The organism is Legionella hackeliae (genome assembly GCF_000953655.1).
Classification (GTDB): Bacteria; Pseudomonadota; Gammaproteobacteria; order Legionellales; family Legionellaceae; genus Tatlockia; species Tatlockia hackeliae.
The window spans coordinates 2,997,182-3,019,664 of the sequence record NZ_LN681225.1 but is presented as its reverse complement, the minus strand read 5'-3'; the positions used below and the strand labels follow the sequence as shown (position 1 = coordinate 3,019,664).

Sequence of the window (22,483 nt, the reverse complement as noted above, 5' to 3'; positions counted from 1 at the left end):
CAAGAAGTTCACACTAGTCTTTACAGGCATGAGGTAGTTTGAAAAAGCTAAGCTTTGCAGCCAGATTTCCTTAAATACTGACATCTTGCAGCAATACGAGGTATTGGGTGATAATATCACGCATTATTCGTTTTAAATAGATAGTTATGACCATTCGTAAAATTCTTTATTTACCTGATGAAAGGTTAAGGTTAGTCGCAAAATCTGTAGAACATTTTGATGAGAATTTGCACGCTTTAATTGAAGATATGTTTGAGACGATGTACAACGCCAATGGTGTAGGATTGGCCGCACCACAAATCGGTGTGAGTCTGCGCTTGTCTGTTGTTGATGTCCTGGGTGATAAAACCAATCAATTGGTTTTGGCAAATCCAGAAATTATCGCATCTGAAGGTGAAATGGAGTATCAAGAGGGTTGTTTATCAGTACCTGGTGCCTATGATACGGTTGTCCGTGCAAAAAAAGTAACCATTCGTGCCCAGGATCGTTTTGGTCAATTCTTTGAAATGACTGCTGAAGGACTCTTGGGTGAATGTTTTCAACATGAAATTGATCATCTGAATGGCAAGTTATTTGTCGATTTACTCTCCCCCCTTAAACGGGCGATGGCGAGAAGAAAACTTGATAAATACAAACGTAATAAGTCGCGTAAATAGAAGCTCATGAAATAGAGCTAATCCTTGGGATCATGTGATTGAAGCTCCAAGTCTTCCTGCTTTTAACCGAGGAGTAAAATTGAAGATTGTATTTGCTGGGACTCCGGAATTTACACTACCTTGTCTTGATGCGCTGTACCAGTCATCTCATCAATTGATAGCGGTCTACACTCAACCCGATAGACCTGCTGGACGTGGCCGCAAACTGCAGCCTTCCGCTGTAAAAAATTGGGCATTATCGAAACAACTCCCCGTTTACCAACCTGTGAATTTTCGTAGTGAAGAAGCTGTGGCTGAATTGGCGGCTTTAGAGCCTGATGTCATGGTAGTAATTGCCTATGGATTAATTTTACCACGCAAGGTTTTGGCAATTCCCAGATTAGGATGTATTAACGTCCATGCTTCATTGCTTCCCCGGTGGCGCGGTGCTTCCCCTATACAGCATGCCATACTGCATGGGGATAGGGACACTGGCGTTACTATCATGCAAATGGATGCAGGCATGGATACCGGCGACAAACTAGCCGAGGTGCGTTGCTCAATTTCTCTGGAAGATACGGCTGGAAGTCTGCATGATAAACTAGCACAGTTAGCAGTTGAACCCTTACTGAGAACGTTGCATGCATTAGCGCTAGGGCAGACTAAGCCCGAAGTACAAAACAATAATGAGGCCACCTATGCGGACAAAATTAATAAGGAAGATGCAGCAATTAATTGGAATAAGTCTGCTTTTGAAATTCATAATCAAATTCGCGCTTACAATCCCTGGCCGATTGCTTATACTGTGGCTGGTGAGGAAACGGTGCGTATTCATCAAGCACACATTCTTGGAAGCACTGTAACTGCCAAGCCCGGTACGATTCTTTCTCTTGATAAAAAAGGAATGCTTGTGGCGACAGGTAAAGACGCAATCATGGTGGAAAAGATTCAATTTCCTGGTTCTAAAGTAATGAAGATCGCTGATTGGTTGAACGCTAATCGGTCCCAACTTCACGTCAATCTTGTTTTACAATGAAAAAAAATGAACGCTTACAAGCTTTAAAAATCTTGACGAAGGTCGTGCAGGATAAGACGCCACTTTCCTATCTCATGCAAACCAGTGATTTGACGCCCTTTACCAAAGAAATTTGTTTTGGTGTTTGCCGACACTATTTTCGTTTACAGTCGCTGGCTGATTTGCTGTTGGACAAACAGCCTAAGGCAATCGAAGTATGGATTGCTGTGCTTATGGGGCTATATCAATTGCATTTTATGCAAAAACCCGATTATGCCGTTGTTAAAGAAACAGTAAATCTACTGGATCAAATAAAAAAATCTTGGGCGAAAGGCTTAGTGAATGCTGTTTTAAGACGTTTTTGTCGAGAACAAAATGATTTATTGACTCAATTACAGGCTAATGATGCATTTGTATGGGGACATCCGCAATGGTTTGTTGAGCGTCTGCAAAAGGATTGGCCTCAAAACTGGCAGGACATTTTAACAGCAAATGACAGCCATCCTCCAATGAGTTTGCGTGTTAACACTACTCGCGAGACTCGGGAATCCTATTTGCATCAACTAGAGCAAGCAGGGATTGACGCCTATCCCTTGCACTATGCCGAAAGTGGGATTGGTCTTAAAACACCTTGTGATGTACATAGTTTACCGGGGTTTGATAAAGGCGAGGTCTCAGTTCAAGATGAGTCGGCGCAATTATCTGTGTCCTTATTGTTGTTACAACCTGGGTTAAAAGTCCTCGATGCCTGCTGTGCTCCCGGAGGAAAAACATGTCATATCTTAGAAACACAACCAGAGTTAGGGGTTTGTGTCGCCTTGGATATTGATGCGAAGCGTCTTGAGCGCGTTAAGGAGAATTTATCACGTCTACAATTGCAAGCAACTTTACTACAAGCGGATGCTGTAAACCCTTCTTCATGGTGGGATGGCAAGCTTTTTGATCGCATCCTGCTGGATGCTCCCTGCTCAGCAACAGGTGTAATCCGACGTCATCCTGATATTAAACTTTTAAGAACACCAGAAGAAATAGAAGCAGTTGTCAAATTACAATTAAATTTGTTACAAAGCTTATGGCCTTTGTTATCTCCAGAGGGTTTATTAGTGTATGCAACCTGCTCAATAATGAAAGAAGAAAATGAGCACCAAATTGCAAAATTTTTAGCAAGTCATCAAGATTGCATAGTGATGAAAGAAGACATGCCCTGGGGATACAATACCGGTTATGGCTGGCAAATTTTGCCAGAAGAAAATGGTGGTGATGGTTTTTTTTATAGCGTTCTGAAGAAAGGTAATCATGCAAATTAATTGGCCCCTAGTTATCGTTTTGATAGGCTTATCCTTGCCAGGAGTACTAATTGCTGTACCGCGTCTTATTAATCTATTGCTCCCGGATAATAGTGAGGAATTAAAAAAACGTGTGAGTCGTTTGGCTATGGGGCAAACATTGTTTATGGTTTTGTTAATGACTTTTGCGGGCAGTGTCTTGTCTACGAAAACAGGATTGAATGCCTCTCTTTTGGATAATTTGCTGCAAGGAAAAGCGGTTTTTACCCAAATACAAGACATGTTATTGCCGATATTTTTAACTACGGCCGGCGGATTACTTGTTTTTCTTGTTCTTTATTATGGTATAGCTGGCAGTATTTTGGATGAGAAAACATTCCAGACCATGCGCAAGGTCAGAGTTATCTTGGGTATTGATGGTTGCATTCTTTATGGCGGGGTTGTTGAGGAGATTATTGCTCGTTGGGGTTTATTAAATGTATTGACCTTTTTTGCTATTCTTTTTTCCAGATCACAAAGTCCTTTTGTTTATTGGAGTGCTATTCTTCTGAGTGGTTTTGTGATCGCGCTTGGACAACTTCCAGCCTATCTCGCGGCAGGTTGTCAATCCAGTCGACGGTTTATTTATAGTATGGTCTTGCTTAATATTTGGCAATCAATTTTATTTGGTTGGCTCTTCTGGCAATTTGGTCTGGTGGCTGCAATAACAGCACACATTCTTTTTCATATCGGATGGTTTCTCTACGACAGAGCGTAAAAATAATGTAAATTTACGCTATCTTAATAATGACTTAATTTTACTCACTTATTGTTTAGTTTTTCCTAATAACTAAGCAGTTTTATGGCTAATTATTTAAATGAGCTTGCTTCGACACAAGTTTATGAGGATTATCAAACTAGAACGGATAGAGTAAATATGCTCAAGCAATTTAAAGCGTCGGCATTAGCTGGAAGCGCAGTTGCTGCTTACCGCTTGGCCAAAAACTATCCACAAAATTCAGAGTCATTTTTGAAATGGATGAAAGTTGCCATTAACCAGAACTTAACCAATGCGATGTTGGATATGGCGTTAATTCTGGTAGAGCAAGGCTCTGTTGCCGGAGTACAAAAGGCTGCCGGTTATTTGGTGCAAATTTTACGTTCCAATGATAGTTATGTAAAAACATTGGCTGAGGATTTTTTGCACAATAACCACTTATTATCTGCGGAAGTGTCTCGCCAAATGAAAGGTTTCACTGCCGGTTTATCTCTTGCAGGATTCTTTGCCTGCGATAACAAATCTATTCGTCAGCCCGTATCTGATACAAACAACTCTATCGGTATAAGCTAGAACTTAATAAACGCTAATTCGTGTGATTCTTGAGAAGAGAATGATTTAGAGTGACGGAATAGATATCTTATGAAAGAATAGGTCATTGTGCTTTAGTTTTTGTTCTCATGAAACGATTGTTTAAGTTAATCCCCATAGAATTCTTAAAACCGGGCCGTTATCAGCCAAGAAAACACTTCGAACAAACAGCATTACAAGAATTAGCAGACTCCATTGCATCACAAGGTTTAATTGAGCCTCTAGTCGTTCGTGAGTTGGCTGGCGATAGTTTTGAAATTATTGCTGGTGAAAGACGATGGCGAGCAGCTATGTTAGCGGAGCTCGCAGAGCTTCCCTGCTTAATTGGTGAATACACGGATGAACAGGCAGCTGCTGTAACGCTTATTGAAAATATTCAACGTGAAAATTTAAACTTAATTGAAGAAGCAGAAGGGTATCGTCGATTGTTGGATGAATTTCATTTCCAACAGGAAGAAATAGCGACCCTGGTGGGAAAATCTCGTAGTCATGTCACCAATATCTTACGTTTGCTCACCTTATGCGATGCTATTCAAGATGAGGTCAAGTCCGGACAACTTTCTATGGGACATGCAAAAATGCTCGTGGGTTTGACCGGTGAGCAACAACGTTTCCTGGCACAACAAATTGTTGAAAATGAATGGTCAGTGCGCTATTTGGAAAAAAAAGTTAAAGAAATGAAAGAGGGTGCATCGTTGCCAAATCCCCAACGCGATAAAGATATTAAGCGTTTGGAGGCCAAAATAGCCGAACAAATAGGCGCCCCTGTCCAAATTGTAACCAATGAAGGAGATGGGGGGTGGTTGCAATTAAAATTTTTCAATAATGATACGTTAGCGGGACTTCTGGAGCGCATGGGCTTGCGCTATGATTAGCATTTCTTTATTAAATTTCAACAAGGAAACAAAATTGATGAAAAGGATGTTGTCGGGTACATTGTTAACCTTAGTGGCGGCATCTTCTTATGCCAGTTTCCAAAGTGGTGTAGATAGATTAATTAATCAAGTCTCCCCCTCACTGAATATTGGAGTAGAAGTAGTCGATTTGACGACTGGAGCTACGCTTTATCGTCGAAATCAAAACCGCACTTTTGTCCCGGCTAGTAATATGAAGTTATTTTCTGATGCAGCGGCACTCATGGTGCTCGGGCCAGATTATCGCTTTAGAAACCAATTAAGTACCAGTGCATCACAACTGCAGCAAGGTACATTAAAAGGTTCTCTTTATTTGCATCTTTCAGGTGATCCTTCGTTTAATCATGAGCGACTTGCAAATCTCATCGCTGGCTTAAAGAATTGGCATATTAATCGTATTCAGGGCAATGTCTATATCGACAGTAGTCATGCTTTTGTGAATCCTTATCCACCAGGGTGGATGGCTGAAGATTTGGTTTATAGTTATGGTGCTCCATTAGCACCGGTAATGATAGATGCCAATCGTTTAACGATTACCGTTAACCCTTCTGCCAAAGCTGATGAACCTGCGATTGTTGAAACCAATGATGCGAGTAAAAGTATCGTCATTAACAATCAGGTAAGAACCAAAGCGAAAGGGAATCGCTGTGGTGTTGGCTTCTCTTTGGATCAGCAAAACCATCTCACGGTTCATGGTTGTGTGACGGTTGGACAGTGGGCAGTACAGCAGCAAATGGCAATCCGTAATCCATTAGCCTTTGCCCAGGGCTTGATAAAACATCAGTTGGCTGAAGCAAATATTGTTTTGGAAGGAAACGTTTTATTGGGCAAAGCTCCTGCGGGGTCATTATTAATTGCCTCAGAATCATCCAAGCCAATTTCACAATTGATGGCCGATACGCTTAAACCTTCTGATAATCTGTATGCAGATAGTTTGTTCTTACATGCTGCTGAGAAATTACATGGTTCGCCTGTAAATTGGCCAGAAGCACAAGCCATTGTTAAAAAGTTTATGCAACAACAAACAGGTATTCAGTTAAATAATGCTGTGCTTACTGATGGTTCTGGTTTATCGCGTCATGATTTGTTAACGCCTAGTCAAACTGTAGGGCTGTTGCGTTTTCTGCATGACAAGTTTCCTTTAGCCTATGAGTATATTTCGGCGCTACCAGTTTCAGGACGTGATGGTACTTTGCAACGCCGTTTTAAAGGACCTGCGCAACAAGATCTGGTTCGTGCTAAAACAGGAACAATGCGCGGTATTGTTAGTCTTTCAGGTTATCTCTACACAGCCAATGCGCATACTTTGGCTTTTGCAATTTTTATCAACCATGTCCCCGGGACAAAATCTTCGATTTCTGGAAAGTACCGCTATGTGGTTGATGCATTATGTACTTATTTCTTACAACAAAAACCGGGTAATAACACCTGGGCAAAAGTATTCGCACCGCATGGTCGTTTGAAATTCCAACAAAACCCAACACAGGCTGAAGTTCAACGCGGACGACAAGCTCGTTGGCGTCGTTTAGAAACGGTGGTGAAAGATGCTCTCAAAGGCCAATTGGTGACAGTCATATATCGTGGAAATGAGTTAATTCTTAAAGATAATCAAGCGGATGCATCTCGCGTATTAAACGCTTTAAGAAATTTAAGGAATAAATATCCTTTTGCGGTAGCTTTATCATCAAAAGTAATTCCAACAGGGGTCGGCGTTAAACCACTGGTGCTGTGGATGGAAAAAACAGATCCTGATAGTGCTCAGCGTATCTGGACTATTCGCGAGTCTGTGAGTTAACTCATGAGTTTGCGGTAATTCTAAATTACCGCAAACTCCTCTTCAACATTCTGTCTAACGAATACTAATCATCAATACTCCAATAAAAATCATGATACCTCCAATGATTACGGACATATCCACATGATTTTCCCCAAAAAGTAGCCAGGTAAAAAGAATGATAAATAAGGGGTAAATTAATTCGATAATGCCTGCTAATGTGGCATTTTTAAAATGAATGGAATAGACAATAAAAAAGCTTGCTGCAAGGACAATAATAACTTCCAGGATTGTCAGCCATAACACATAAGAGTCGCTTAGCAGCAACGCCAAATCTTTCTTAAAGGTGGTGAAATAAGCCAAAAGCGAAAACACAAGGGCACCGGCTAACATTTCCAAGGCTAGTAAAGTCAATGGAGAGATGCTTCGGAGTACTTTTTCTGCCAGTGAGTAATTCAATCCCCATAGTAATGCAGCTGTTACAGCAAAGACTAACCACATAGTTATCTCCCTGCAATTTTAAGGCTGATGAGTAGGTTGGGCACAAAAATCGACTATTTTATTGAGTACTTGTTCGGATTTTAATATTCGTCGATGCCCTAAACCTTCTGTAAAAAAAGATTCGTAAGCGTCTAAGGTTTCCGTCAGTTTTAAGGCTTCTTTGTAAGAGACTTCTGTATCTTGCTTATCATGAACAATGAGGATAGGTTTTTGAATGCGACAAATAATTTCATTTAAATTGACATCATTCACTTTAAGTGCAGCCTCTTTTTCAATGTAGGACTGAAAATGATGTCGTGATGCAGAAGAGAGCTTCATGAAGGCGGTAAAATGATCAAAGATGCCCTGTAAATTGCAAGGGGAAGCAATCAAAACAAGTTTATCAACGGCAAATCCTCTATCAACAGCTAACATAGAAACTGGACAGCCAAAAGAATGAGCTATTATTCCGTAAAATTCTCCTAGTTCTTGCTGAATAGCTAGCAAAGTTCGGGAAAACTCACCTAGATTGGTTCTTTTACCAGGGGAATCCCCATGTGCTGGTCCGTCAATGGCTATCACTTGAAACCCTGCGGAAACAAGAGGCTCAACGAAAAAACCGAGCTGACTGCCTCGCCCATCCCAGCCATGGACTAATAAAATTTTAGGTCCCCTTCCCCAGGACCACGACTTAACCTGGCAGGCGAGAAATTTTTCTTCTCCAGTATTAATAAGATTCTTTTCCCAATGAGGTCGTGCGTGTCTTGTCGGGGTTAAAAAATGTTTTGCACTGAGAACCCCCGCCACATTAGGTAAGGCATAGCTAGTAATAGATAGACTAGAGCGATAAATCTTAAACCATAGGGGTAATTTCATCGTATTTCTCTCGAGCCAGGGTTTAATCTTCTTCCATAAAAGTAGGTTAATTATAGAGGCTAATCAAGCGAATTACTTCACCGCAAAATTAAAATAAGTCTTTGGGTAAGGTTCATTTTTTAGCGTGAAGTGCCACCATTCCTCCTTGTAAGGTTTGAAGCCAAAACGTAGCATTAAGCTTTGCAGCAAATGCCGATTTGTTTTTTGCGTGGATGTTAGATTTTGGTAATCAACGTGGGCGCTGACATCAAAGCAATCAAAGCGAGTCCCAGTATTGAGGGAATTATCGTTATTGTAATCCTTTCCATAACAAGCTGTGGGAGTCCCTGAGGATGAGCTTTTTGCGCCTAATTTAACGAGAGTGAGGTCAACTGTACTACCACGGCTATGTCCCGATGCTTTTGCAATATAGCCTTTATCAAAAAGGGTTTCTTTGTCCTCACGCGGATAATAACTGGATTTCATTTTTTGGTCGCCTGAATCTTGGCTCCACGTATAAAATGCATTGACTGCTTTTTGTGGGCGGTAGCAATCATAAACCTTAAAGGTATATCCCATGGCCAGGGCTGCCTTTTCTGCTTTGGCTAATTGTTGAGCAGCGGGTAAAGTTAAAATGCAACGATTTGCTAAATAACCAGGAACTGGTCGTCCCATAAAATTTTCTTTAGTCCCATAGCGTAGTTCTTCAATAACTTGTGGGGCAACTTGATTAAGATAGACAAATCCTTTTGGCAAGGCGTAAGCGCTTTGCACAGCGAAAAAAGATAACAAGAGTGGAGAATATCGTTTCATCATAAAACATTGTGAGAAAATGATTTCATGATACTGAGTTATTCATACAATAAAAAGGATAATTTCACGCAACTTAGGGTGTAACAAGAGTGTAAATTTACACCAAAAAAGTGCTCCAATAATACTCTCTTAAGCTAAGTTCTATACTTTATAGTAATAAGTTGTCTTTTTTAGGTAATATCCATGTCTCTTCTTTCTGATTTGGAAACCTATATTGTCCATAAGGGAAGTTCGGCAGAAGATGCACAAAAAATTAGCTTCTTCCGCGATATTGTTGAATTAATGCGTCAACAGAAGCTTACTATCTCTGCTTTAACCGAGAAATTAGCGGCCTTAACCTCCCTGCAGCGTAAATCATTGTTTTGGTTGGGTCGAAAGAAGAGCAGTTCACCGAATTCGCAAGCAGCTAGATTTATTAGCGATCTTTATCGCATCTTAGGTGTGCCTTTAGACGATATTTCTTTAGCAGAACTTGTCGCAGAAGGTCTTTCTCCTGAAAATCAAAAAATACTGTCTGAATATCCTTATCACTACTGGCAAAAAAATCGTATATCTCAAGTTGCCAAAGCAAAATTAGAGCATGAGTTAAAAGAATTATTAAAAGTAGATGGGGTTCCTTATCAAGGACTTTCTTTAGTTCAAAGTTTGACGAGATACTATGGTGAAGAATATCCCAAGCTTGAAGAGCATCTAACAAAACTGTTAGATAATACGCCTGATTATCTCCCCATGATGCTCCACGAGCTTTATGAATACTATTTTACTCAAACTGATCAAGCTCTGGCATTTGCTCAAAAAATAGTTGAAATTGTTGATGACAATCCTCAACTCTATCAAGCCGTCAGCAATTCACATCCGCAATTGGCTGCGGCATTACTACGCGTGTATCCTGAGCGATTTTTTGAGCTACCTCGACAACTACAAAGGCAAGTGAAAGGTTTCCTTGGTGTGGATACCCAAGATGCTATAGATAACTTAATTAATGCTGATCCTCTTTTGAATACATTGGATGAGGAAGGCAGGGCCCCTTTGTTGACTCTACTTTTTAGCTCAGCGGAAAGAAAAGCAGCTGCTGTAGAAGGTGCTCAGAAGCATGAGTTATTTGTTCATCTTAAAAGTACGCTCTCCAATCAATTAATCCAGGATAAAGATAATTTAATAGCTCTTCATCAAGGAGACATCGCTAATACTAAAATAAAAAAATACCTCTCCGACGGACCGAATGAGTACAAGAGCCGTTTTTTCCGCGGATTAATAGCCGATATCAACCAGCATGGTTTAACGGTTACCTTGCTCAACAAACACATGCAAGGCGTTAATAAAAACACTTTATTTGCTAATTGGAATGGCAAATATAACTCGCGAGCTGCTGAATTAATGCTAGAGCTCTATAAACTGGCCAATATGGCGAGAAATATTGAAGAGATTGCTTTTATTAAAACAAATTTACTTTCTCCTCGCGAAGATGAACTGCATCTGTACGATTATGAGGGACAGGTGGAGTTTGAACAACGCAAAGAGGAGTACTTCAATACCCAGATAATGCCGAATCTGCAAACAAAAATTGAACACGTACTTTTGCATCCTGAACAAGTCAATAACTCGATTATTAATCGTAAAATTGGCACACTCGTTCACAATTACGAGGCGATGGCTCAGTTCTCCAATGTTGCCTTAGCCAAACTGCAAAAAAGAGCCGAAGCAGTTTATCAAGATTATCTCATTAAAAAAGCGTTCCAACTTGCGAGAGCGGCTGAGGATGGAAAACTTATTTTCGACCCTCAAGGCCACATTATAATTTCAGTGCAGTTAACTGAGGATAACTATAAAGAGATTTATCGGCTAATTACAGGGGTAGGAGAAGGCGAAGAACAAGATTTAAGCACCCTTTTAGGAACAAGTTTAACCGCAAAAACACTGTGTAATTTAGACATTGCGCATGATCCTGAGCTTAAAGGAAAGTTTAAAAGCAGAGTTGATGTCGACAATGATATGGGGGAACTTTTAGATACTTATTTTATGTCTTCACAAAGAACAAGTGTCATTGCCTTGCAAGAAGAAATGATGATGCATATCTCGTTGGCCCTGCGAGCCCTTGAGAAAGCGGCAAAACCAGACTTGCTTACGGCCATCCAACGTGATGAGTTAATGTTGGATATTAATACGATGGTTTTGCAAAAATTTGCCGCGATTTTAAAAGGCGTGAGTCACGGGAATGTCATTAATTATGTTGACCTTAATAAAAGGATGGATGAAGCTCGAGCTGAGCTTGCCGCACTATCACGCGAAAAATTAGTCGCTGCAATCCAATCATCTCTCCATGATGTTCAGCAATTTGCGGATTTAAGTGATCAACTTGCGAGAAATTTGGATAAACATGCCTTTACCGGATCAACTGCAACTGGTTTGGATTATTTAAGAACGGATAGTGATAATAAAAGCGCTATCCATATCAGCGCTACAGAGAAAACAGCACACGATAAAAGGCTAGGTGCGAATGAGTTAGCATTGCGGGTTATTGCACGTTGTCATTATGACCCTAATAATCCTAATCTGGAGGGTAGTGTTGTCACTGCTTATGAAAATCGAACAATCGAGGGGCGAGTACCTTCTATCGCTATTAAAGAAGGATCTCATCAAGCAGCGGTAAACGATGTGGCTGATAAACTTGCTTATGCTCATGGAGTATTATCCAGAAGGGATAAAGCATACAATGGGCCTGTCATTTATAATTTGTTAACCTCACTGCATACCAAAGCCTACGATCGATCCTTTTTCGAAGGGTCTAACAGACAACGCGCAAGTGCAGCACGTATTCTAAAAGGTTCACATTTATATAATTCAAGACAGGTAGAAAATGGTGAAACAACAGCATTGATTTATGTGCAAAATATTCCTGTTAACCAGCACACGAATGAACTCAGCTATACAGCGTTTGATGGAGCTACGCGTGAAGCTGCCGTAATGACAGACATGGCATTACTAGCCACTTTAAATATTCATGCCGCAGCGTTTTCACCGGAATTACGTCAAAGTATTGCCTCAACGTTTGAATCGGCCCATGCTCGTTATTTACGGTTTTTACCCCAAGCAAGAGATGGGGATCATTATTTTAAAGATTCTATGGAAGGTAAGCTCACCATGGAAGATTTGGTTGCTAAAAAAGCGAAATGGCAAAACTCAGGCCCCATGATTCCAGCTGCTGATTTGCATTCATTAACGGTGCAAGCTTTATTTAAAATGATGACAAACAATGAGCATCAACGTAAACAATTTGGGATGTTGGCACAAGCACTGTCTGTGTATATTGAAACAGCTTCACTTGCAGGTTGTAAAAGCGCTAATGAACGCGCACAGGCTGTAGCCGGAAGAGTAGGACTTTTAAGAAGTATTGATTCTGAACCTCTTGATAGTTTGTCGGTTGAGAAAAAAGCAGTGATTGACGCATTAACTAACTATGTTTCTGGGCGAGAGCCTCTAGCTATTGTGCAAGAAAAGTTGGATAAAGCCTATAATAAGCATAATTTGCAGGGTGCTATCGCTGCAATAAGTATGGAAGATCAGGGAGCATCCTCGAAGGTTCAGGCAACGGGGAATTTAGATAATCCAGGTGTAGTCAATGAGTACAATACCAATTATGCTGAAACAGGTTATTTAGACCGATTATCTCAAAAGCATAGCGCAGTAATGCAAGCGCATACAGAGAAACCCAAGTTGGCAGACACTTACAAACAATTATTTGCCGAAAAAGTCGCACTACAAGTTCAACCTGTAGCACACTAATTTACTCTATGCTCCAGGCATCGCTCATCAAGATCCCTTTCCGGCAATCTTGATGTTGCGAGCTACTTTCTAGTAATACTCTACGCTTGTAGTTGTTACATCAACTGGTTCAGTATCAACAATATTTACTGAATCATACACAACAGGTGTCGTAACTATAGGAGTGCCAACAACACTACCACAACAGCTAGGTGTAGTAACAACAGCTGTAGTCGCAGTAGGACAACATCTCCTTGGCGTCGTTATAACAGAGGTACAGCAACGTTTTGTCACAACAGGAGTCGTCACAACGCGGGTTGTAACAACCGGGGCAACACTGACTTGTCGATACTCCACCACGTCAGTATTGGTGTAACCACAAGCTGTCAAAATGACTGACATAGGTACTAATGCTATCCGTTTCATAATTGACCTCAAGTCGGCTTCGGTAGATAAATTGTAGAATATTTGCTCATATTTTGCCAGTTACTGATAATCCTGAGGGGTCTTCTCATTGATATAACAAAGAAAAGCTAATAACTGGGCGACAGCAACATAGAGACTTCGTGGAATTTCTTTATTTAATTCTACCTGAGCCAAAAGCTCTGTTAGTTTTGTGTCTTGCTGCAGGGGAATGCCATGTTCTTTTGCAATTTTAATAATTTGCTCGGCAATGAACCCTTCGCCTTTTGCGGTTACTTTAGGTGCTGATTTACCATCATAATGTAAGGCTACAGCTTTAGTCTTGTCTTTCTTCATATTTTTATGTCCAATAAATGAAGATTACTAATATCAACTTCCTCAGTAAGTAAACCAAAATCAACATTCCATAAATTCAAAGATAATCCTAAAGGTTCTAGCAAGTTAGCGAAGACCGGTTGTTGTTCTGCTAGATAAGTAACAGTTTCTTTTTTCTCTGCGTTGATTTGAATATCAAGGGCTGTCTCGTTTAATTTAATCTTAGCTTGTATATCCCCAAGATTGCTCAGATGAATGGCAAAACTAATAGACCAGTTCGACTGGCTTGCCGTCAACGCGCTTTTTTTGCGTTGTTCCTCAATCTTTAGAGGGATAACTTCTAAACCTTTCAGGGTATGTACAGGCAATTCCAGCACTAAACTGTATGGTTCTCCTTTAGGATTAAGTAAATGCAGCAACTGGTTTGTTTCAACGCGAGCCAAGGTCTGCCCTGTTTGCTCTCTTAATACGGATAAAATATGTTCAACAGTTTGTCCGGAATAAGAAATTGGCGATAAATTCCGTTGTGGTTGTGGAATGATGCTTGGCAATGGGAATGCATCGGGTTCATAGTAGTTTGCTTTTGCTGGCAGGCGAGGAATTACAGCAAGTTGTCCGTTAATTAATTCAAATAATTTTAAGCATTGTCCTTTAAAGTCTCTGGTCAAAAATTCCTGGGAACTTGTTTTACGCCAATTAACCAAGGCATTTTCCCAAAAGATGCCGCTGTAGCTTATCGCTTGAGAAAGATGTTGTGGTAATTGACTTAATGAGGAAATTGAAGCGAGCAAATGCTGGATTTGCTGGTTAATTGCTGGCGGCAGATTAGATGCAGAGGCAAGACCTGCCAAACTTGCCAAAAAGTAAGTAGGCGATGCTTGCTGAGGTAGAGTATGCATCAGTGCTGTGTTAAGCAAGTTTAATTGCGGGGGACTACGCAAAATTTGCAGTATGGTTTCCCCCTCAGTTTTAACCACTTTAACTTGTAACAATTCGCCTGGGTCTATATGGTGTGAGGTGCGCGCATTGATATTTTGACCATTAATATTAATCAGGACCTGATTTTCACTCAATGCCTTTACAACCACAGTTTTTAAGATTTGTCCTACATAGAGCTCTGTGGATGCTTTAGTAAGCTTTAACTCTTGCATGGGCTCAAGCCTTACCATGGGCATGTTGTTTGGCATATCAATAGCCATATTTCGTCCTTTGAGTTAATTTGCTTGTCATTTATTAAGGCATTTCACTATACTGATGCCCACTGTATCGGCGAAGATATCGAACTCTTGATATTTAGCCACAGAAACGACAGGTTCGGGTCATAAGCGAGAAGGACTCACTGAAGTTCGTTCACGCTTCAGATTAAAGGATATCATCCCTGCATTCGGGGTGAGAAAGAAACACTGTTATTAGGTGAACAAACCTGATGAAGTGATACTAAGACAGGGTGTAATGATGCTAGATAGAGCCAGCGTAGTCGATGAACAATTTATTAACCGTGTAAAAGAAGGTAATTTTCCCACCATCAGAAGTTCAACCTTGCCTGCAGATGTAGGTATGGATAAAAAAACTGCAATAGAATTATTCGATTCACAGATCAAATCACGTCTGCTAGACCTTATTGCCCGTCAATTGAAAGAAAAAGGCTTGTCTTATTACACCATCGGCAGTAGCGGTCATGAAGGGAATGCTGTATTCGGCAAGATTTTCAGAGCCAGCGATATGGCTTTTTTGCATTATCGCAGCGGCGCTTTTTACCTGCAGCGGGCAAAACAAGTGGCAAGTACTGATGGTGTTAGAGATATTCTGTTATCTTTAGTTGCCGCGGCTGAGGATCCTATTGCTGGGGGGCGTCACAAGGTATTTGGCAGTGTGCCTTTAACCATCCCTCCACAAACTTCAACCATTGCGTCTCATTTGCCAAAAGCGCTAGGGGCTGCTTTGTCGATTACGCGAGCTAAGGAATTAGCCATCAATAGCAAACTTCCTGTTGATGCGGTTATTTTATGTTCTTTTGGGGATGCATCAACCAATCATGCCAGTGCACAAACCACGTTAAACGCATGTTCCTGGATTGCAACGCAACCCTATCCCTTACCCTTAGTCTTTATTTGTGAGGACAATGGCATTGGCATTTCAGTCCCCACCCCACAAACCTGGATAGAAACCTCGATAAAACAGCGCCCCGGACTGCACTATCTAAGTTGCGATGGTCTAAACATTGCCGACATTTATCAAAAAGCGGAGCAGGCTCAATATATTGCCAGAGTCAAAAAACAACCCGTGTTCTTACACATGAAGTGTGTACGTTTATTGGGGCATGCTGGGTCTGACATTGAATCCCAATACAATACCCAGAGTGAAATTGAGCAAAGAGAGTCAAATGATCCATTACTATATACGGCAGAGATTCTTCATCGTGAAGGATGGATGAGTTTAAAGTCAATGGTTGATTTATATCAGGATAACCGAGCGCTGATTGAGGCGAAGGCGATGGAAGCCATTCATTTGCCCAAAATGACTAGCGCCAAAGAAGTGATGTCATCAATAGTCCCTAAAACACGCAACAAACGTGCTTATTTACCGCCTGATGAAGCCAGACGTAAACAAGTTTTTGGAAACAGTTATAATCAGTTGGGGATGAAACGCAATCTTTGCCAGAATATCAATTTCGCTTTAACCGATTTGCTAATGCAATACCCCAATATGGTGGTATTTGGAGAAGATGTTGGCAAGAAGGGAGGCGTCTATCGTGTTACCGCTGATCTGCAGTCACGTTTTGGCCAACGACGAGTCTTTGATTCTCTACTGGATGAAACAACGATTTTAGGTACGGCTATCGGTTTGTCCCATAATGGTTTCTTACCAGTCCCTGAGATTCAGTTCTTAGCTTATTTGCACAATGCAGAAGATCAATTACGTGGTGAAGCCGCAACCTTATCGTTTTTCTCCAATGGGCAATATCAAAATCCGATGGTTATTCGGATTGCATCGTTGGCCTATCAAAAAGGGTTTGGTGGCCATTTTCACAATGATAACTCGATTGCTGTTCTTCGCGATTTACCTGGTGTATTAGTGGCTTGCCCGTCGAATGGACCTGATGCTGCAATGATGCTTCGTACTTGCATGAAGTTAGCGCATCAAGAAGGTCGCGTCATTGTCTTTTTGGAACCTATAGCTCTCTACATGACAAAAGACCTACATGACACTGGTGATAATGGTTGGCTATTTGAATATCCCTCGATTGATAAGACTATTGATGTCGGTGAAGTGGGCGTTCATGGTGAGGGTGATACAGTTATTTTAAGTTATGCCAACGGATATTATTTATCACGACAAGCGGCTAAAGTTTTAAAAGAACAACATAATATTGATGTAAAACTCGTCGATTTACGCTGGCTGAGTCCATTACCAACAGAGGCAATTATTCGTGAAGTTGCAAAAGCGAAGCGCGTTTTAATTGTTGATGAAGGGCGCCGAAGTGGTTCAGTCAGTGAAGGTTTAATGACTTTTTTAATGGAACATGCGCCTAATCGTTTGAAAATTAAGCGTATTACCGGTGATGATTGTTTTATTCCATTAGGTACCGCTTGGCAGTATTTATTACCCAGCCGAGATTCAATTATTGCAGCCGTTTTGGCCTTGCATTCAGTAAAAAGGGAGAAGGAACGTGGACGACTTGTTATTTCTTGATGAACAATTGCACGATGATGAGCGCATGATTCGCGACAGCGTTTCGCGTTTTGTAAATCAAGATGTTATACCCTTAATGGCTGACGCCTTTGAGCATGGTGAATTCCCTCGTCAATTAATAAAAAAATCAGCAGATTTGGGACTATTGGGATTAACTTTACCCGCAGAATATGGTGGGGCTGAGGCATCTTATGTGTCTTATGGTCTGGTCTGTCAGGAGTTAGAGAGAGGGGATAGTGGTTTACGTAGTTTTGTCTCCGTACAAAGCTCGCTTTGTATGTATCCTATTTTCCGTTTTGGCAGTGAAGAACAACGGAAACGCTTTTTGCCAGCAATGGCAGCGGGTGAAATTATTGGTTGCTTTGGTTTAACAGAACCAGATTCAGGGTCTGATCCTGCAAGTATGCGCACCCATGCTAAAAAAGTGGAAGGTGGTTGGCGTCTTAATGGGGCCAAGATGTGGATTACAAATGCTCCTATTGCTAATATCGCAATTGTGTGGGCTAAAACCGAAGCTGGCATACGTGGTTTTATTGTTGAAAGAGATTTTAAGGGATTTAGTACCCCTGAAATTAAACAAAAAATGTCATTGCGTGCCTCTATTACAGGGGAAATCGTATTGGAAGATGTCTTTGTTCCCGACGAAAATCTGTTACCCGCCAGTGATAAAGGCTTGGGGGCTGCCTTAAGTTGCCTTAGTCAAGCTCGTTATGGTATTGCCTGGGGTGCTATGGGTGCTGCAATGGCCTGTTTTGATATCACGCGAGACTATTTACTCGAGCGCAAACAATTCGATAAGCCATTGGCTTCTTTTCAATTGATTCAAAAAGATTTAGCCACGATGTATACGGAAATTATTAAAGCGCAATGTCTGAATTTGCAGATTGGTCGTTTAAAAGATCAACATCGCGAAACTCCCGTTATGATTTCGCTTGCCAAAGGAAATGCGTGTCGCGAAGCGTTAAATATAGCGCGTATGTGCCGTAATTTATTGGGTGGTAATGGTATTAGTCTTGAATATCATATTATTCGTCACGTGCTTAATTTGGAATCGGTCTTTACCTACGAAGGCACTGATAATGTGCATACCTTAGTTTTAGGGCGTCATATTACAGGTATTAATGCTTTTGGTTAGTCAAATAAACAGTTAGGGGTTACCTACCCTTAACTGTTCTTCTACATCCCTTGGCCTCAAAGAAAACTTTGTTTTGCAGCTATAATTAATTAAAAGGTGTAAAGCTGGGGATAAAATGAGTAATTTGGAAAAGGAAACAGTTGATACCTTAATTCAACCGGAATTGGATTTTCCTGACGAATTGCAATTGGAGGACACTTCCAATGAATTCAATCAAAATCAATTTCGCGGTGGCGATGAGGTGAATTTGCTGGGTGATGGGGTACCTGGGTACCAAACCAGCGGAGAATCAGATGGTGAGGACGAAATTGCTGAGGAGGTTACTCCTCAGCACCCTTGATTAATTAAACTTATTTAATAATGAGATTTGCGCGGCTACGGGTTCTGAATTAATGTCGCGAATAATAGCCTTAGATTCCTGTACTTCATAGGGAATGCCTTTTAATGTGTTAGTTAAATTATGTAAGAAATCTTCCCGTTTAATAATACTAGGCTTTGGTAAAGGAATAATAGCATCAACATGGTATTGACCATCAGTTCGCAAGTACGATGATACAGAATTGCCAACTAGCTTTTTCAGGATATTTGCAGTGGACGTTTGGACTTCTTGCTCCACATAGTTGTAACAATTTCTGCTAATGTCCTGTTTGATTGCCTCGTCTATTTTTTCCGCATCCTGACTGGCATCCTTAATGGAGACACCCAGGGGAAAATAAGCGCCATAGCCTTTTTTCGTGTAAGCCTGGGTCAGTTCTTGATGAGCTGATGTTTCATGTGTAGGATCATGCAAATGATACCACAAATATTGATCGGCATGATCTTTGTCAAGGTGAGCAATCATTTGCTGCATGATGCAATGTCCAAACCCGCTCACCACGATAACTCCTCCATCACATTCAGCCGCAGCAGCAATGACACCTTTCGAAAGCATATCATTTCTTTTAAGAGAATTTACCCCTACCGACAATTGCTCTTCAATAGACATATCAATCGCTAAAAACTCCAGACCACTGTCTTTAATCTCTAACAAAAGTGACTGTTTGTTTCCTAATGTACGCAATTTCTCTACTTCTGAAGCAAATTTTGGATCATTCGGGTTTGATGAGGAAACTACATCGGCCTGGCGGGGAATTAAGCCTCCTATTTGTTTAATAGTTGCCTCTAACGATTCAGTTTGAGGTATTTCAAAACAAATTTTTTTGTAGCCTGCTTTCCTTAGGTAATCTAGATTTCTAATTAAAAAATCTACCACAGATCTATCGGCATGGCTTTCGAATAAGACTAGTGGTGGAAGTTTATATTTGCTCATGAGGGTCACACCTATTTCTAAATCTCTATAGTTTAATTTTACTACTAATAGGTTAAGAAATGATTAAATGAGCTGATACTGTTTGTTTTTAATAATTCCATATTGTTTAACATTTGGTTTTGTGGTATTATTTTGGCTCACTTCATGAATGGTATCTCAATTATGCGAAAGAGTCTCTGCTTGTTGTTAAGTATTTTTTGCACGACAAGCTTGTATGCCAAAGGGGCTTTACCTCTTTTCAGTCCTTATGCGGATATTACAATCAACACCTATTGGGAACCTGAAACCCAAAACATGGAGCCGATGGATCTCGCTACAATTGCAACTGAAAATGGCATCAAAGCCTATCATTTAGCCTTTATTACCGATGGTGGCAGCTGTCAGCCTGCCTGGGGTGGTCAAGCAAATTATAGTCTTGATAGTCAATGGGGCAAGCGACTGACAGATCGCTTAGAACAAAATGGCGTCGATGTGGCTGTGTCTTTTGGTGGAGCAAGTGGAACTGATATTTCTTTTAATTGCGATGAGAAACAATTAGTAAGCATACTTGAGCAAGTCGTAACAGTTTATCAAGCGAAAACCTTGGATTTTGATATTGAAAATGGCACTGCGGATGTTAACAAACTCATGTCAGCATTGAATGTGTTTCAACAAAAATATCCAAAAATCCAATTAAGCTTTACCTTACCTACTTTACCGGAAGGATTAACTTTTCAAGGGAAAGAAATTTTAGCAGCAGCAAAAAAAGCCAAGCTAAATTATCAAGTCAATATTATGGCAATGGATTATGGTCCTGCTTATAACGACGATATGGCCAGCTACGCGATTGCAGCTGCAAGCGCGCTACATGAACAACTACAAACCATGTACCCCGAAAAGCAAGGGGAAACATTATGGCAACAAATCATAATCACCCCAATGATAGGCGTTAATGACGTCAATACAGAACAATTCACTCTGGCAAACGCCGATACGTTAAGAAAGTTTGCTGAGACTAAGAAATTAGGTGGCTTGGCAATGTGGTCTATCGCTAGGGATAAACCCTGTGCTGATAAATGGGCTAGCCCTGTTTGCAGTGGTAATCATTTACAAACGAAAAACTATGAGTTTGTCAAACATTTCTTAAGCTTAGGCCCCAAAGAACTCTGAACACCTTAAATTTCTGCCCGAAAAAACAACTTTGAATCCCTGAAATAAACTATCTTTATTGAGAAAGCCTCTAATTCTTGTTATTTCTACGAAGACAAGTTATTATTCGCTTCCAATCGGGGCGTAGCGCAGCCTGGTAGCGTACTAGCATGGGGTGCTAGTGGTCGAAGGTTCAAATCCTTCCGTCCCGACCATCAATTCCCCTTTTAAATCAGTAAGTTGTATCTTTGTAGTAAAACTTCTTAAAAATCAAAAATTCTGCTAGGTGTACTTCTGGGTGTACTTTGGTAGTTAGGGTGCTTATTCTTCTTTACACATCTCTAGTAACAGCTTTTATACCATTTCTAAATTTCTTTTTTCTTTTGCCGATATATTTTTAACAAAAGGATGAAATAGGTTAGCAACAATTAAATTTTTGCTTATGGTATAAACAAAAGGGGGAATTGTGCAAAAATTGAAGATGCAGACTCTAGACATTACAGACGACAACATTGAGAAAATAGCAGCCATATTCCCTAACTGTATAACTGAAACAAAAAAGAATGGTGGAGTGGTTCGCGCTATTGATTTTGATCAATTAAAACAAGAATTATCAAAATCTCCTATTGTTGATGGTATTCAAGAACGTTATCAACTAAATTGGCCTGGCAAGCATGAAGCATTAATTCTTGCAAATATCCCTACTTCTAAAACGCTTAGGCCGTGCCGTGAAGAAAGTGTAGATTTTGATAATACTAAGAATTTATTTATTGAGGGCGATAACCTGGATGCTTTGAAGTTATTGCAAGCGTCATATATTAGTAAAATTAAAATGATCTATATTGATCCACCATATAATACAGGCAAAGATTTTGTTTATGTGGATAATTTTAGTTTAAAAGAAAAAGAATATTGCTTGAACTCGGGCCAAGTGAATGAAATTGGAAGTCGAATGATATTAAATACTGAGACTAATGGTAGGTTTCATTCTGATTGGTTAAGTATGATGTATCCCCGCTTAAAATTGGCTAGAAATTTACTTCGAGATGATGGAGTGATCTTTATTTCTATAGATGATAATGAGGTAAATAATTTAAAAAGCCTTTGTGATGAAATATTTGGAAACGAGAATTTTATTAATCAAATTTCTGTTAAATCTAAACCAACAGCAGGTGCAAGTGGCGGAGGTGAAGATATTAGGTTGAAAAAAAATATTGAATACTTGTTGTGCTATTGCAAATCGAAATTGCAATTTGAAAAATTCAATGATGTTTTTGAGAAAAAGAATTTATTCTCTTATATCAAAGAGTATCAGGAAGAAGAAAAAAGTTGGAAATATACACGAATCCTGCTCTCGTTGGGTGAGAAAGAATTTTTTTCGGAGATTTATGATGGGGCTGGAAAACCTATAAAAATATATAAACATGATGATGTGCAAATTGCTACCATTTCCGATCTTTCTAAAAAAGAAGGACTACCAGAAGAAGATATATATATAAAATATTTCGATAAAATTTTTCGAGATACAAATGCCCAGAGTTCAATCAGAGAGAGAGTAATTAACGCAACAGATAGAAATAATACTTTTTAGAGTATTG

20 protein-coding genes and 1 tRNA gene are annotated in these 22,483 nt (G+C 40.1%); 14 read left to right on the top strand and 7 right to left on the bottom strand.

Annotated elements, in window-relative coordinates; all coding sequences use genetic code 11:
• Window positions 1-146 precede the first annotated feature (146 nt).
• From def to dacB, 7 genes are all read left to right on the top strand, one after another.
• Window positions 147-656, top strand: coding sequence for a peptide deformylase (gene def / locus LHA_RS13400; RefSeq protein WP_045106985.1), 510 nt, complete (start codon window positions 147-149; stop codon window positions 654-656).
• A 79-nt stretch (window positions 657-735) separates the two neighbouring features.
• Window positions 736-1,671, top strand: coding sequence for a methionyl-tRNA formyltransferase (gene fmt / locus LHA_RS13395; RefSeq protein WP_045107600.1), 936 nt, complete (start codon window positions 736-738; stop codon window positions 1,669-1,671).
• Window positions 1,668-2,957: a 16S rRNA (cytosine(967)-C(5))-methyltransferase RsmB gene (rsmB, locus tag LHA_RS13390; protein WP_045106984.1), complete on the top strand. Its 1,290-nt coding sequence runs from the start codon at window positions 1,668-1,670 to the stop codon at window positions 2,955-2,957. The genes fmt and rsmB overlap by 4 nt, the downstream gene beginning before the upstream one ends.
• On the top strand, window positions 2,947-3,693 hold the full coding sequence (locus LHA_RS13385) for a CPBP family glutamic-type intramembrane protease (RefSeq protein WP_045106983.1): 747 nt from the start codon (window positions 2,947-2,949) through the stop codon (window positions 3,691-3,693). Before rsmB ends, LHA_RS13385 begins: the two co-directional genes overlap by 11 nt.
• Before the next feature lie 84 nt (window positions 3,694-3,777).
• Window positions 3,778-4,266 (top strand): SEL1-like repeat protein, encoded by a 489-nt coding sequence (locus LHA_RS13380; protein WP_045106982.1) that lies wholly within the window; start codon window positions 3,778-3,780, stop codon window positions 4,264-4,266.
• Between the two features lie 107 nt (window positions 4,267-4,373).
• Window positions 4,374-5,159, top strand: a complete 786-nt coding sequence (locus tag LHA_RS13375; protein WP_045106981.1) for a ParB/RepB/Spo0J family partition protein — start codon at window positions 4,374-4,376, stop codon at window positions 5,157-5,159.
• Window positions 5,160-5,196: 37 nt separating this feature from the next.
• Window positions 5,197-6,993, top strand: coding sequence for a D-alanyl-D-alanine carboxypeptidase/D-alanyl-D-alanine endopeptidase (gene dacB / locus LHA_RS13370; protein ID WP_045107599.1), 1,797 nt, complete (start codon window positions 5,197-5,199; stop codon window positions 6,991-6,993).
• Between the two features lie 54 nt (window positions 6,994-7,047).
• On the opposite strand, the gene LHA_RS13365 is transcribed toward dacB, so the two are convergent.
• The 3 genes from LHA_RS13365 to LHA_RS13355 form a co-directional block, all read right to left on the bottom strand.
• Window positions 7,048-7,473, bottom strand: a complete 426-nt coding sequence (locus tag LHA_RS13365) for a DMT family transporter (protein WP_045106980.1) — start codon at window positions 7,471-7,473, stop codon at window positions 7,048-7,050.
• 18 nt (window positions 7,474-7,491) lie between these two features.
• Window positions 7,492-8,328 carry an alpha/beta hydrolase gene (locus LHA_RS13360; RefSeq protein ID WP_045106979.1) on the bottom strand — a complete coding sequence of 279 codons (837 nt, stop codon included), beginning with the start codon at window positions 8,326-8,328 and terminating at the stop codon, window positions 7,492-7,494.
• Window positions 8,329-8,400: 72 nt separating this feature from the next.
• Window positions 8,401-9,123 (bottom strand): M15 family metallopeptidase, encoded by a 723-nt coding sequence (locus LHA_RS13355; protein WP_231861933.1) that lies wholly within the window; start codon window positions 9,121-9,123, stop codon window positions 8,401-8,403.
• A 180-nt stretch (window positions 9,124-9,303) separates the two neighbouring features.
• On the opposite strand from LHA_RS13355, the gene LHA_RS13350 reads away from it, so the two are divergent.
• Entirely contained in the window at window positions 9,304-12,903 is a 3,600-nt protein-coding gene (locus tag LHA_RS13350; RefSeq protein ID WP_045106977.1) for a hypothetical protein, read from the top strand.
• Between the two features lie 69 nt (window positions 12,904-12,972).
• On the opposite strand, the gene LHA_RS17000 is transcribed toward LHA_RS13350, so the two are convergent.
• From LHA_RS17000 to fliK, 3 genes are read right to left on the bottom strand one after another with little or no spacing between them, the layout of a single operon-like run.
• On the bottom strand, window positions 12,973-13,308 hold the full coding sequence (locus LHA_RS17000; RefSeq protein ID WP_147292366.1) for a hypothetical protein: 336 nt from the start codon (window positions 13,306-13,308) through the stop codon (window positions 12,973-12,975).
• A 60-nt stretch (window positions 13,309-13,368) separates the two neighbouring features.
• A complete protein-coding gene (locus tag LHA_RS13345; protein ID WP_045106976.1) occupies window positions 13,369-13,641 on the bottom strand; it encodes an EscU/YscU/HrcU family type III secretion system export apparatus switch protein in 273 nt (90 codons plus the stop codon).
• Window positions 13,638-14,819, bottom strand: coding sequence for a flagellar hook-length control protein FliK (gene fliK / locus LHA_RS13340; protein ID WP_045106975.1), 1,182 nt, complete (start codon window positions 14,817-14,819; stop codon window positions 13,638-13,640). The genes LHA_RS13345 and fliK overlap by 4 nt, the downstream gene beginning before the upstream one ends.
• Window positions 14,820-15,075: 256 nt before the next feature.
• On the opposite strand from fliK, the gene LHA_RS13335 reads away from it, so the two are divergent.
• From LHA_RS13335 to LHA_RS13325, 3 genes are all read left to right on the top strand, one after another.
• Window positions 15,076-17,313: a thiamine pyrophosphate-dependent enzyme gene (locus LHA_RS13335; protein WP_045106974.1), complete on the top strand. Its 2,238-nt coding sequence runs from the start codon at window positions 15,076-15,078 to the stop codon at window positions 17,311-17,313.
• Window positions 17,291-18,448 carry an acyl-CoA dehydrogenase family protein gene (locus LHA_RS13330; protein WP_045106973.1) on the top strand — a complete coding sequence of 386 codons (1,158 nt, stop codon included), beginning with the start codon at window positions 17,291-17,293 and terminating at the stop codon, window positions 18,446-18,448. The genes LHA_RS13335 and LHA_RS13330 overlap by 23 nt, the downstream gene beginning before the upstream one ends.
• A gap of 115 nt (window positions 18,449-18,563) precedes the next feature.
• On the top strand, window positions 18,564-18,788 hold the full coding sequence (locus LHA_RS13325; protein WP_045106972.1) for a hypothetical protein: 225 nt from the start codon (window positions 18,564-18,566) through the stop codon (window positions 18,786-18,788).
• Here the strand turns inward: LHA_RS13325 and LHA_RS13320 are convergent, their stop codons facing one another.
• On the bottom strand, window positions 18,789-19,757 hold the full coding sequence (locus LHA_RS13320; protein WP_045106971.1) for a hypothetical protein: 969 nt from the start codon (window positions 19,755-19,757) through the stop codon (window positions 18,789-18,791).
• Window positions 19,758-19,901: 144 nt separating this feature from the next.
• Here LHA_RS13320 and LHA_RS13315 point away from each other — a divergent pair, with 144 nt between their 5' ends.
• The 3 genes from LHA_RS13315 to LHA_RS16675 all read left to right on the top strand — a co-directional run bounded on the left by LHA_RS13315 (window position 19,902) and on the right by LHA_RS16675 (window position 22,476).
• Window positions 19,902-20,906 carry a chitinase gene (locus tag LHA_RS13315; RefSeq protein WP_231861932.1) on the top strand — a complete coding sequence of 335 codons (1,005 nt, stop codon included), beginning with the start codon at window positions 19,902-19,904 and terminating at the stop codon, window positions 20,904-20,906.
• 117 nt (window positions 20,907-21,023) lie between these two features.
• Window positions 21,024-21,100 (top strand) — tRNA-Pro (locus tag LHA_RS13310).
• A 251-nt stretch (window positions 21,101-21,351) separates the two neighbouring features.
• Window positions 21,352-22,476 (top strand): site-specific DNA-methyltransferase, encoded by a 1,125-nt coding sequence (locus LHA_RS16675; protein WP_052673730.1) that lies wholly within the window; start codon window positions 21,352-21,354, stop codon window positions 22,474-22,476.
• Window positions 22,477-22,483: the final 7 nt, after the last annotated feature.